At 58.6% G+C, this 12,455-nt stretch carries 11 protein-coding genes; 5 read left to right on the forward strand and 6 right to left on the reverse strand.

Features of this window, described 5'->3' with window-relative positions:
* Nucleotides 1-49: 49 nt before the first annotated feature.
* From N2A98_RS11355 to N2A98_RS11365, 3 genes are all read right to left on the reverse strand, one after another.
* Nucleotides 50-817: an SDR family oxidoreductase gene (locus tag N2A98_RS11355; protein WP_275623442.1), complete on the reverse strand. Its 768-nt coding sequence runs from the start codon at nt 815-817 to the stop codon at nt 50-52.
* A gap of 21 nt (nt 818-838) precedes the next feature.
* Complete coding sequence (locus N2A98_RS11360; RefSeq protein ID WP_044273438.1) at nt 839-1,906, reverse strand: phosphotransferase family protein; 1,068 nt, start codon at nt 1,904-1,906, stop codon at nt 839-841.
* 129 nt (nt 1,907-2,035) lie between these two features.
* Nucleotides 2,036-2,989: a 2-hydroxyacid dehydrogenase gene (locus tag N2A98_RS11365; protein WP_275623443.1), complete on the reverse strand. Its 954-nt coding sequence runs from the start codon at nt 2,987-2,989 to the stop codon at nt 2,036-2,038.
* Between the two features lie 181 nt (nt 2,990-3,170).
* Here N2A98_RS11365 and N2A98_RS11370 point away from each other — a divergent pair, with 181 nt between their 5' ends.
* Nucleotides 3,171-3,506 carry a hypothetical protein gene (locus tag N2A98_RS11370; RefSeq protein ID WP_125969948.1) on the forward strand — a complete coding sequence of 112 codons (336 nt, stop codon included), beginning with the start codon at nt 3,171-3,173 and terminating at the stop codon, nt 3,504-3,506.
* Entirely contained in the window at nt 3,503-3,835 is a 333-nt protein-coding gene (locus tag N2A98_RS11375) for a hypothetical protein (RefSeq protein WP_032892123.1), read from the forward strand. Before N2A98_RS11370 ends, N2A98_RS11375 begins: the two co-directional genes overlap by 4 nt.
* A gap of 12 nt (nt 3,836-3,847) precedes the next feature.
* On the opposite strand, the gene N2A98_RS11380 is transcribed toward N2A98_RS11375, so the two are convergent.
* A complete protein-coding gene (locus N2A98_RS11380; RefSeq protein WP_078803002.1) occupies nt 3,848-4,261 on the reverse strand; it encodes a hypothetical protein in 414 nt (137 codons plus the stop codon).
* A 90-nt stretch (nt 4,262-4,351) separates the two neighbouring features.
* Nucleotides 4,352-4,852 (reverse strand): DUF4822 domain-containing protein, encoded by a 501-nt coding sequence (locus N2A98_RS11385; protein WP_275623444.1) that lies wholly within the window; start codon nt 4,850-4,852, stop codon nt 4,352-4,354.
* Between the two features lie 413 nt (nt 4,853-5,265).
* Here N2A98_RS11385 and N2A98_RS11390 point away from each other — a divergent pair, with 413 nt between their 5' ends.
* Together N2A98_RS11390 and N2A98_RS11395 are read left to right on the forward strand one after the other, a co-directional pair.
* Nucleotides 5,266-6,543 carry a serine/threonine transporter gene (locus N2A98_RS11390; protein ID WP_044273440.1) on the forward strand — a complete coding sequence of 426 codons (1,278 nt, stop codon included), beginning with the start codon at nt 5,266-5,268 and terminating at the stop codon, nt 6,541-6,543.
* A 148-nt stretch (nt 6,544-6,691) separates the two neighbouring features.
* A protein-coding gene (locus N2A98_RS11395) for an IS3 family transposase (RefSeq protein WP_193791350.1) occupies nt 6,692-8,244 on the forward strand; the annotation gives its coding sequence in 2 pieces (ribosomal slippage) (nt 6,692-7,154 and nt 7,154-8,244; 1,554 coding nt in all).
* A 608-nt stretch (nt 8,245-8,852) separates the two neighbouring features.
* Here the strand turns inward: N2A98_RS11395 and acnB are convergent.
* The gene (acnB, locus tag N2A98_RS11400) at nt 8,853-11,462 is read right to left on the reverse strand and encodes a bifunctional aconitate hydratase 2/2-methylisocitrate dehydratase (RefSeq protein WP_044273442.1); all 2,610 of its coding nucleotides are present in this window, start codon (nt 11,460-11,462) and stop codon (nt 8,853-8,855) included.
* Between the two features lie 395 nt (nt 11,463-11,857).
* Between acnB and N2A98_RS11405 the strand changes: the two genes are divergently transcribed.
* Nucleotides 11,858-12,325 (forward strand): DUF1289 domain-containing protein, encoded by a 468-nt coding sequence (locus tag N2A98_RS11405; RefSeq protein ID WP_003190830.1) that lies wholly within the window; start codon nt 11,858-11,860, stop codon nt 12,323-12,325.
* The last annotated feature ends 130 nt before the right edge of the window (nt 12,326-12,455 follow it).

The raw sequence follows: 12,455 nt of genomic DNA on the forward strand, positions 1-12,455 counted from the left end.
ATCTGCGCCAAGGTTACGCGCAAATCGATCTGAAAAAACCCAGGTGAGGTCAGGACAAGAAGCCACCGTCCACGTTGAGCGAAACGCCCGTGGTGTAGCTCGATGCGTCACTGGCCAGGTACAACACCGCGCCGGCCATTTCGCTGGGGGCGGCAACGCGCTTGAGCGGGATTTGCGCCAGGGCAACTTTCAGGATCGAATCGTTCTTGACCAGCGCCGAGGCGAACTTGGTATCGGTCAGGCCCGGCAGCAGGGCATTGCAACGGATGCCAAAGGCCGCACATTCCTTGGCGAATACTTTGGTCATGTTGATCACGGCGGCCTTGGTCACCGAGTAGATGCCCTGGAACACACCCGGCGAGATGCCGTTGATCGAGGCCACGTTGATGATGCTGCCGCCGCCGTTCTCGCGCATCAGCTTGCCGGCTTCCACCGACATGAAGAAGTAACCACGGATATTCACGTCGACGGTTTTCTGGAACGCGCCGAGGTCGGTGTCCAGTACGTTGCAGAACTGCGGGTTGGTGGCGGCGTTGTTGACCAGGATATCCAGGCGGCCGAACTGTTCGCGAATGCCGGCGAACACCTGGGTGATCTGCTCCATTTCACCAATATGGCAGGCAATGGCCGTGGCTTTGCCGCCGTCGGCGATGATCGCATCAGCCACGTGCTGGCAGCCGTCCAGCTTGCGGCTGGAGACAATCACATGGGCGCCTTGCTGGGCCAGTAACTTGGCGATGGCCTCACCGATGCCACGGCTAGCGCCGGAAACAAACGCAATCTTGCCGTCGAGGTCGAACAGGTTGGTCTTGGACATGAGGGTTCCTTGTAGTTGCACTCAGAGCGCAGATTTGCCGATGACGTTCAGGCTCATCTGCTCCAGCAGCTTGTTCATGTGAATGAACTGCGCAAAGCGTTTGTCCTGGGTCTGGCCATGGAAGAAGCGGTAGTAGATCTGCTGCACAATCCCGGCCAGGCGGAACAGGCCGTAGGTGTAATAGAAATCGAAATTGTCGACCTGGATGCCGGAGCGCTCGGCGTAGTAGTCGACAAACTGGCGGCGGGTGAGCATGCCGGGGGCGTTGCTCGGCTGGCGGCGCATCAGTTGCACCGGGGCCGGGTCCGCGGCCTCGATCCAGTAGGCGAGGGTGTTGCCCAGGTCCATCAGCGGGTCGCCCAGCGTGGTCAGCTCCCAGTCCAGCACGCCGATGATCTGCATCGGGTTGTGCGGGTCGAGGATCACGTTGTCGAAGCGGTAATCGTTGTGCACGATGCTGGAGGTGGGGTGATCGGCTGGCATCTTGTCGTTGAGCCAGGCGCGTACCGCCTCCCACTTTGGCGCATCGGGCGTCAGGGCTTTTTCATAGCGCTCGCCCCAGCCGCGAATCTGCCGCGCCACATAGCCTTCGGGCTTGCCCAGGTCGGCCAGGCCGCAGGCGGTGTAGTCGACCTGGTGCAACTCGACGAATTTGTCGATAAAGCTCTTGCACAAGGCTTCGGTGCGGGTGGCGTCCAGGCCCAGTTCAGCCGGCAGGTCGGACCGCAGGATGATGCCGTTGACGCGCTCCATCACATAGAACTCGGCGCCGATCACCGATTCATCGGTGCAGTGCACGTAGGCTTTGGGGCAGTACGGGAAGCCATCTTTAAGCTGGTTGAGAATGCGGTATTCGCGGCCCATGTCGTGGGCAGACTTGGCCTTGTGGCCAAACGGCGGGCGACGCAGCACAAATTCCTGGCCGGGGTATTCCAGCAAGTAGGTCAGGTTCGACGCACCGCCCGGAAACTGGCTGATGGTGGGCGTGCCATCCAAGCCCGGGATATGGGCCTTGAGGTAGGGATCGATCAGGCTGGCATCAAGTTCTTCGCCTGGGCGAATCTGGGTCGATTGGTCGTTCAGCGCCATGCTTATCCCTTCTGCTTATTCTAAAGGCCTTGGACTATTTCCTAATCTAATGCGCACAGCCACCCAGCGACAAGGTCGGGGCGGCTTAATAGGTTAGCGTGTTGAAGCGTGATCAGCGTGCCTGATCGGTCATTTTGCAGGCGCTGGCAAGGCTATCGGTGTAAGCACGGGGCGGCCGGCAAAGTATTCAACCAGGTTGTCAGCGACGCGCTGCACCGTGTCATGGACCGCTTCCGGGGACAGCCCGGCCACGTGTGACGTCAGCACGGTATTGCTCAGGCGCTTGAGGGCATCGGGCACTGCGGGTTCATCGTCAAACACGTCCAGCGCGGCGCCGCCGATGCGTCGCTGTTCCAGCGCGGCGACCAGGTCGGCGGTCGCCACCACGCTGCCGCGCCCAATGTTGACCAGAAAGCCGTGCGGCCCCAGGGCGTCCAGGGCGTGGCGGTCGATCAGGTGGCGAGTGCTGGCACCGCCGGGCGTGGCCAGCACCAGGAAGTCCGAGGTGCGCGCCAGCTCCACGGCCGTCGCACAATAGGTGTAATCCACGTCATCGCGGGGTTGGCGGTTGTGATAACTCACCTCCATGCCGAACCCGAGGGCGGCGCGCCGGGCAATCTCCATGCCCACCGCGCCCAGCCCGACAATCCCCAGGTGTTTACCGCTGAGGGAAGGGCGCATCACCTTCGGCCATTCGCCGCGCCGTACCGCCGTATCTGTCTGGGGAATGCCACGCACCAGCGCCAGCAACAATGCCATGGCGTGATCGGCCACCGAAGGGGCGTTCACGCCGGCGCCGTTGGTGACCACAATCCCACGGTTGCTCGCCGCCTGCAGGTCCACATGCTCGTAGCCGGCACCGATCACGCAGATGATCTCCAGCAGGGGCAGCGCGGCGATTTCCTCGGCGTACAGCCCCAGCGGGCCACGGGTCAGCACAGCCTGGATCTGCCCACCATGGGTCTTAATCGCCTGGGCGCGTTCAGCGGGCGTCGGCGCCAGGATCACATGAAAGTCACTGCTTTCGATGATTTGCAGGTATTCGTTGATGGTTTCAACCAGGACCAGAACAGTGGTGGGCATCGCAAGGCTCTTCCTGAAGGGTTTGAGAGCATGAGTATGCGGGATTTGTAAGACAGAGCGTTTTATTGCGGTGGAAAAATTTCCCCGCCCGTAAGGCCCGTCTGATTTTACATACCGTCCATCCGCGCCCGCTTTTTTGCGCAAGACTTCAATGACTTTCCCACCAGCAGAGACGACATGGATGCCTGTTCCTGCCGCACCCGAAGAGATCGAATGGACACCCTATGGTTACAAACACTGCCCCTCGGCCCAGGTTCCCTGGAGAACAGTGATCGCCAGTACGCTGATTGGCCCCGCCAAGTACAGGCCAGGTATCGCTATTGAAAAGCTTGAAAGGGAGGCCTATAAAAACGGAACGCCCACTACCAATGGGAAACCTTGGAAAGTGATGGAGTTCTCCCACTGCATTGGGGCCAGCCATGGCAAACTCAGCCGCTGGGTGCGGATAGAGCTCAGCGCTGGTGCTATTCATGGTCACCCGATTTCTGAACAGGAATTCAGGAGGTTAACAAATTGATCTCGCTTAACTTTACCGGTGGCACAGTCACCCATGACGATCTGTCGCACCTGCAGGATATTGCAGTGGCCAAGCAGGTCGATCTGTTAAAGGAAGATATGCTCCAGGTGGAGTTCGCCGAGGGATTGTTACTGGATGTGGGTTGGTACCCAGAATTTGATGCGGCGGGTGGTTTTCGGATAAATGTCATCAAGAACTATGACTGGGACCTCCCACTTATGGCGCTGACGGCCCACGAAACCTCTGAATTGTTAGAAAAACTGGCTATTGCGCAGAACGCCATACAAAGCGAGCTGCGCAATCCAAACCTGGGCACCTCGGCCACTTAGCGAGTGCGCCAGCTACTGCGCAGTCCCCGTTTGCCGTGCCTGGGCTCGCTCTCTTTGCGCGATCGGCATGAAATCGTAGGTCGGGAAGAATTCTGTCTTGTAGACACCCCACGCCGTGTTCTCGATGGCCAGGTTGACTTGAGCCAGGCGCGACGCCGGTAAACGCAGCACGATGACTTGCCCGATGCCCATGGTGATATTCCAGCTGACGACTTCGACACCTTCCGGCGGGAAGACTTTGTGAAATTCCTGCTTGGCCAGCTGGGCTTTCAATTCGCTGAGCGGTCGTGATTGGTCGTGTTTAAGAAACACGGTCAACATGACGGTGTTATCGGGCGTGGCGGCGATGTTTTTGGTGGGCAGTGTCGTGCTGGCCTGTACCGTAGTTGCGCTGGGTAACAGCACGGCTGCCAGCAGTGCAGGCATTAATAGCGATTTGAATGAAATATATGGACTCATCATAAAGTGCCTCGTTTGTTGTTGGCTTTTATGGCTGGATATAAAGAAGGTGTTTAACTAGTTTGACATGTGAGTCTTTATCGGCCCTGTGTAAGGGGCATGTACAACGTAAATTCTAACGGGAGGGTTGGTCGCTGCCATGTCGCGAGGGACTTCGCGAGAATACGTGAACTCGGTGCTGTCCAGTTTTTCCAGCCTTCTGACGATGGTGCGGTGCGGGCCAAGGTCGGGCACCAGGATGTGGGTCTGTTTGTCGCCAGTGACCAGGAAATAGCCGCCCCCGCCGTCGGGGTGTTTCGAGCGCCCCGTATCGGTGTAGAAGAACTCATAACGATTGCGCTGCGGGTCCCACATCGATATACCCACCACGCCGGGGTACTGGGCCTTGACGTCGTTTTCTGGCTCGCCCTCTATATAGACTTTGGTGGTCAGCCACTGGGGCGAGGAGGCCAGGGCACGTATATCCGCCTCGGGTTCAACAGGCTTGGCGTAAGTGGCAGGCGCGCCTAATAAGCCTGCAAAGAGCAGGCCGGTAACTGCAAGGGTGAGTCTTCGCATTGTCAAACTCCTTGAGCGTTGACTAAGTGTTGTTATCGTCTTTTTGGTTGGTGCGTGAAAATATTAGTTCGTGGATTTGTGCGCGCTCAATAGCTGTGTATGGTTCTGTAACAGTTGAGGTGTTGTATGAGTAATAATATGTTTTTGAAGGAGGTTAATTCTGAACTTGTTGTCGGACTCTTCTTGTATGTTGAGTGCGTTAAAGGGAAAGAGCTATTTTTCGTACGACTCCTCAGTCATCCAAATCCTCCCTCAGGGCGGCCTCTGAACGGCTGCACCGCCTAACCATTGCTCAGCTAAGTCTTTGCTTCTCCAAGAGAATCCCGGACAATCCGGCCCTTGTTTCGGCCAGGGCGCTGCCTGTCAGGTTTTTCTGACTCGTGCTGGCCGTGTGAATGCGGAGATCCGACCGGATGAATGATCAGGCCAATAGCGTCGACGAACGCTATGCAACGACACCTGCAACGCTCACAAGCTGGAGCCGCCAGGACACTACCTGGATGCTCGGGCTATTCGGTACCGCCATTGGCGCCGGTACTTTGTTCTTGCCGATCAACGCGGGCCTGGGGGGCTTCTGGCCGCTGGTGATCCTGGCGTTGCTGGCCTTCCCGATGACGTTCTTTGCCCACCGTGGGCTGACCCGTTTCGTGCTGTCCGGCCGTGAAGGTTCCGACATCACCGACGTGGTTGAAGAGCATTTCGGTATCAAGGCCGGTGCATTGATCACCTTGCTGTACTTCTTTGCGATCTTCCCGATCCTGTTGATCTATAGCGTGGCGCTGACCAATACCGTCAGCAGCTTCATGGAGCACCAGTTGCATATCCTGCCGCCGCCTCGGGCGATCCTGGCGTTTGTGTTGATCCTGGGGCTGCTGGCCGTGGTGCGTTGTGGTGAGCAGGTGATCGTCAAGGCCATGAGCCTGATGGTGTATCCGTTTATCGTCGCCTTGCTGTTCCTGGCCGTGTACCTGGTACCGCACTGGAATGGCGGCATTCTCAGCACCGCGAGCGAAGTGCCGGCCCCCTCGGCGTTGCTTAACACGCTGTGGCTGGCGATTCCAGTGATGGTGTTCTCGTTCAACCATTCACCGATCATCTCGGCCTTTGCGGTTGACCAGAAGCGCCAGTACGGCGCACACGCCGAGGAGCGCAGTTCGCAGATCCTGTCCCGCGCGCACTTGCTGATGGTGGCGATGGTGCTGTTCTTTGTGTTCAGTTGCGTGCTGACCCTGTCGCCCGCGCAGTTGGCCGAAGCGAAAGCGCAGAACCTGTCGATCCTGTCGTATCTGGCTAACCACTTCGATAACCCGACGATTGCCTTTGCCGCACCGTTGATTGCGTTTGTGGCGATTGCCAAGTCCTTCCTGGGCCACTACATCGGTGCCAGCGAGGGCCTCAAGGGCCTGGTGGTCAAGACTGGCCGCCGTCCGGAGCCCAAGACCCTGGACCGCATGACCGCAGCCTTCATGCTGGTGGTGTGCTGGATCGTCGCCACGCTTAACCCGAGCATCCTCGGCATGATCGAGACCCTGGGTGGGCCGGTGATTGCGTCGATTCTGTTCCTGATGCCGATGTACGCCATCCGCAAGGTGCCGGCCATGGCCAAGTACCGTGGGCAGGCGTCGAATGTGTTTGTGACGGCAGTTGGTTTGGTTGCCATTACGGCGTTGGTGTATTCGCTGGTTGCTTGAGCCCTGATGCGGTCTATCTGACTGAACTTTGTGGGCTGTAGCAGCAGACGGTAACCACGATGCGAAGCGAGCCGCTCCCCCGGTGTCAGGGTAGTTGTCGTGTCCCCCGCTTTTTGAAAAGCATTCCGGGGGCGGCAAGAGTATGGTCATGCCTTTCTATTCAGAAGAACGTAAAGCTGCGCTGCTGAAAATGATGCTTCCGCCCCTGAGCCTCTCGGCGGCGGAGGTCGCTCGGCGCGAAGGTTGTAGCGATATGTCTCTCCATTATTGGCGCAAACAAGCTGCCGCCAGAGGAACGCAATTGTCCGATGCCAAGCAACCGGCCGAAAATTGGTCAGCCGAATCTAAGCTGGCGATCATCATAGAAACAGGTTCGCTATCGGAACTGGAAATCGGTGAGTACTGCCGACGAAAAGGTATTTTTCCCGAGCAAATAACCGATTGGCGCAACGCTTTTATCGCCGGCAGCACGAAACAGTCAACCGCGAAAACTGCAAGCTCCGGACAGTCACGGGATGATAAAAATCGTATCCGTGAACTTGAACGTGAGTTGCGCCGCAAAGATGCAGCCCTGGCTGAAACAGCGGCCTTACTGGTACTACGAAAAAAGCTCAATGCCTACTGGGGGAGCGACGACGAGGCCACCTGACCTTGTTGCCAGAACGGTATTTACTCGTTGATTGGCTTAATGAAGCCATTCTGGCGGGCGCCCGCAGGGCGCCTGCTTGTCAGGAGGTAGGCATTTCACTGAGGACACTGCAACGCTGGAGCTTGCCGCAAGAACTCTTGGCAGATGGACGCACGACGACGCTTAGGCCGATACCGAACAACGCGCTCAGTGAGCTTGAACGGCAAGGCATCGTGACGCTGTGCAACAGCAAAGCCTATGCGCATCTCCCGCCAAGCCAGATCGTGCCGCAATTGGCCGATGAAGGAAGATATGTAGCCTCGGAGGCGACTTTTTATCGTGTGCTGCATGCGGCAGGTCAGCAGCATCACCGATCTAGAGCCAAGCGACCGCATCGCCATGAGGCACCGACCACTTACGCAGCGACTTCAGCTAATCAGGTGTGGTCATGGGACATCACCTACTTGCCGTCCCCGGTTCGCGGGAAATTTTACTACCTCTATCTGATCGAAGACATCTACAGCCGAAAAGCCGTGGGCTGGGAAGTTTATGAAGCCGAGAGCGGGGAAAAGGCAGCAGCGTTGCTGCAACGAAGCGTGACTCAGGAGAAGTGTTGGCGCCAGCCGCTGGTGCTTCACTCGGACAACGGTGCACCGATGAAATCGGTGACGTTACTGACCAAGATGTATGACCTGGGCATCACGCCGTCTCGCGGTCGACCACGGGTTAGCAACGACAACCCGTACTCGGAATCACTGTTCAGGACACTGAAATACTGCCCGCAGTGGCCACAGGCGGGGTTTACTAGCCTGGATGATGCGCGTATCTGGGTGAGGAATTTTATGACCTGGTACAACACCGTGCACCGTCATAGCCGGATCCGCTTCGTAACACCGGCTCAACGTCATGAAGGAAAAGACCGAGAAATCTTGGCTCGTCGAGATGCGATATACCGGCAGGCCAGAGAGAAAAGACCGGAACGATGGTCAGGAGAGACACGCAACTGGAACCCTATCGGGACGGTGTATCTGAACCCTGAAAGGGAACTGACCGTGGTAATAAAAATCGCGTAGCGCGACGGTGGACGCGACAACTACCTTGAAAAACGCCGGCCCCGTCAAACCACGCTGGCCGGAATTCGACAGGGATTTGGGGGGTAAACCGGCAGGGATGCCGGTTTAGCCGCCCCGCGCCATGGATGGCGCGTGGCGGCGGCCCCCCAAATCACTGGCGGATTACGGGCACACCGAGCCCCAGCGAGGTGCCGAGTGGTGGGGCAAGAGCGTTTTGCTTACTTTTGCGCTGTTCAAAAGTGAGCCGCCGTCAGGGCGGAACCCCAAGTGGCCGTTACCGCAGCAATGGATATGTACACAATCCAGCTGCGTTGACTGTGAGGCCGCCTTCGCGAGCAAGCCCGCTCCCACATTTGGATTGTGGGGGGGGGGCAGGTGGATAGGTGTCGGCTGGCAGGCCGTCTTCGCAGGCAAGCCAGCTCCCACATTTGGATCGCGGTGCGTCAGTTAGATCAGCATCGTCTGTCAGGCCGTCACGGGAGCAAGCTCCCTCGCCACAGGGTCCGCAGCTCCCACATTTGTCTTGTGTTGGCAGTAATGGTTAGTTCCACGCATAAAAAAACGCCGCGTACCTTGCGATACGCGGCGTTTTTCACATCAACACACCGTTAGGCTTGAATCACCGGGATGTTGGCGCTTGCTGCGATCTTGCGGAACTCAGCGATCTGGTCGAAGTTCAGGTAGCGGTAGACGTCACTGGCCATGGTGTCCAGTTTCGCCGCGTAGCCCATGTACTCTTCGACGGTCGGCAGGCGACCCAGGGTAGAGGCCACGGCCGCCAGCTCAGCCGACGCCAGGTAGACGTTGGCACCATCACCCAGGCGGTTCGGGAAGTTACGGGTCGAGGTCGACACCACGGTGGAGTTCGGCTCAACGCGTGCCTGGTTACCCATGCACAGCGAGCAGCCTGGCATTTCCATGCGGGCGCCAGCCTTGCCGTAGATGCCGTAGTAGCCTTCTTCGGTCAGTTGGTGAGCGTCCATCTTGGTCGGCGGCGACAGCCACAGACGGGTTGGCAGCTGGCCCTTGACCTGCTCCAGCAGTTTACCGGCAGCGCGGAAGTGACCGATGTTGGTCATGCACGAACCGATGAACACTTCGTCGATCTTCTCGCCAGCCACGCTGGACAGCAGACGGGCGTCGTCCGGGTCGTTTGGCGCGCAGAGGATCGGCTCGTTGATTTGGGACAGGTCGATCTCGATGATTTCGGCGTATTCGGCGTCGGCATCGGCTTCCATCAACTCCGGGTTGGCAACCCAGGCTTCCATCGCTTGGGCGCGACGTTCCAGGGTGCGTGCATCGCCGTAGCCTTCGCCGATCATCCAGCGCAGCAGGGTGATGTTGGAGTTCAGGTACTCGGTGACGGACTCTTTGGAAAGCTTGATGGTGCAACCGGCAGCCGAACGTTCAGCCGAGGCGTCGGACAGCTCGAAAGCCTGTTCCAGCGTCAGGTCGTTCAGGCCTTCGATTTCCAGGATGCGGCCAGAGAAGGCGTTCTTCTTGCCTTTCTTCTCTACGGTCAGCAGGCCAGCCTGGATCGCGTAGTAAGGAATGGCATGAACCAGGTCACGCAGGGTGATGCCAGGTTTCATCTTGCCTTTGAAGCGCACCAGGATCGATTCCGGCATGTCCAGTGGCATTACGCCAGTGGCTGCGGCGAACGCGACCAGACCGGAACCGGCCGGGAACGAGATGCCCATCGGGAAACGGGTGTGGGAGTCACCGCCGGTACCGACGGTGTCCGGCAGCAGCATGCGGTTCAGCCAGCTGTGGATGATGCCGTCGCCTGGACGCAGCGATACACCGCCACGGGTCATGATGAAGTCAGGCAGGGTGTGGTGGGTGGTCACGTCGATCGGCTTCGGGTAAGCCGCGGTGTGGCAGAAGGACTGCATCACCAGGTCGGTCGAGAAGCCCAGGCACGCCAGGTCTTTGAGTTCGTCACGGGTCATTGGGCCGGTGGTGTCCTGGGACCCCACGGTGGTCATCTTCGGCTCGCAGTAAGTGCCTGGACGAACGCCTTTGCCTTCTGGCAGGCCGCAGGCCTTGCCGACCATTTTCTGTGCCAGGGTGAAGCCTTTGCCGGTGTCGACAGGCGCTTCAGGCAGCTTGAACAGGTCGGTAGGGCCCAGGCCCAGTTCGGCGCGGGCCTTGTCGGTCAGGCCACGGCCGATGATCAGCGGGATACGGCCGCCGGCGCGGACTTCGTCCAACAGCACCGGAGTCTTCATTTCGAAGGTGGTCAGGACTTCGTCGGTGCCGTGTTTGCAGACTTTGCCAGCATGCGGGTACAGGTCGATCACGTCGCCCATGTTCATGTTGGTGACGTCGAATTCGATTGGCAGTGCGCCAGCATCTTCCATGGTGTTGTAGAAGATCGGAGCGATCTTGCTGCCGAAGCAGAAACCGCCGGCACGCTTGTTCGGCACGTACGGCACGTCGTCGCCGAAGAACCACAGCACCGAGTTGGTCGCCGATTTACGCGACGAACCGGTACCGACCACGTCGCCCACGTAGGCAATCGGGAAGCCTTGGCCGCGCATCTCTTCGATCTGCTTCATCGGGCCGGTCTTGCCTTGCTCGTCCGGCACGATGCCTTCACGGGCCATTTTCAGCATGGCCAGGGCGTGCAGCGGGATGTCAGGGCGGGACCAGGCATCAGGCGCAGGCGACAGGTCGTCGGTGTTGGTTTCGCCGGTGACCTTGAAGACGCGCAGGCTGATCTTGTCGGCCAGGGTAGGGCGGTTGCGGAACCACTCGCCATCAGCCCAGGACTGGATCACGCCTTTGGCGTGTTCGTTGCCGTTGCGGGCTTTTTCGGCGACGTCGTGGAACGCATCGAACATCAGCAGGGTGTGCTTGAGCTGGGCGGCCGCGACGGGCGCCAGTTCGGCGTCGTCCAGCAGCTCGACCAACGTCACGATGTTGTAGCCGCCTTGCATGGTGCCGAGCAGTTCAACAGCGCGTTTCTTGTCGATCAGGGGGGAAGTGGCTTCGCCCTTGGCCAGGGCAGACAGGAAACCGGCCTTGACGTAAGCGGCTTCGTCAACGCCTGGTGGAATGCGGTTGGTGATCAGGTCAACGAGGAATTCTTCTTCGCCAGCCGGAGGATTTTTCAGCAGCTCGACCAGGCCTGCGGTTTGTTCGGCGTTAAGCGGCTGGGGAACGATACCCAGTGCTGCACGCTCTTCGATATGTTTGCGGTAGGCTTCAAGCACAGTTATTACCCTCATCAGTGGTCCCACGGGACGCTCATCCAGAAATGAACGGCACGCATGCGCTCGGGGGCTTTTTGGGCCGCAAAGCCAGCGCTGTCGGCATTCCTTACAGAAGCTGCTTTCAAAGTTTTACGCCTGCAGAACGGAGCTGATGAGGGTTGGCGCGGGCTCTGACCTACCGGGTCGAACCTGCGCCAACACCGTTCTGAAGGAACGACTGTGCTCGTGACGCTTTGAAAACAGCTTCCAGCGGAGTATTGGCGCCTTACAAGGCCGGGTGATTCTACGGCAAAAAAAATCTAAAGGTAAGTTGCCTGCTCAAGTTTGCTGGGTGATCAACCTTAGACAAAGGGCTAACATGGCGCACTGTTTCGCGGATTTGCGTGTCGTTGCCCATGCCCAACCAAACCATCAAAACTCCCTGCGTCGGCCTGTGTTCCACGGTCTACGGCGATCTCGTGTGCCGTGGATGCAAGCGCTTCCACCATGAAGTGATCCAGTGGAACGGCTATAACGAAGAAGAAAAACGCGCGGTCTGGCTCAGGCTTGAGCAGCTGTTGGTGCAGGTCATGGCCGGCAAAGTTGAGGTTTTCGACCCCAAGACCCTGCGCGGGCAGTTGGAGCAACGCAAGATTCGCTTTGTGCCGCACCAGTCCGAGTATTGCTGGGCCTACCAGTTGATTGCCCGTGGAGCCCGGGTGATCAATAACCTGGAGGCCTATGGCATGGTGCTGTTGCCGGAGTTTCGCGACTGGGCGCTGCCGGAACTGCGCGATGCCATTGATCGCGAGTTTTTTATTTTGTCCGAGGCGCATTACCAGCGTTATATCGCGCCGGGCTTCTTGAAAGATGCGCTGGGTTAACTGACTGGCGAGGTCAATGTGGGAGCTGGCTTGCCTGCGATAGCGGTGTATCAGGAGCAAATGCGCCAGCTGACCCACCGCAATCGCAGGCAAGCCAGCTCCCACATTTGATCCACATTGCCTGAAGGTC

The sequence above is a fragment of the Pseudomonas sp. FJ2-5-13 genome, assembly GCF_029201605.1.
Lineage (GTDB): Bacteria > Pseudomonadota > Gammaproteobacteria > Pseudomonadales > Pseudomonadaceae > Aquipseudomonas > Aquipseudomonas lactis.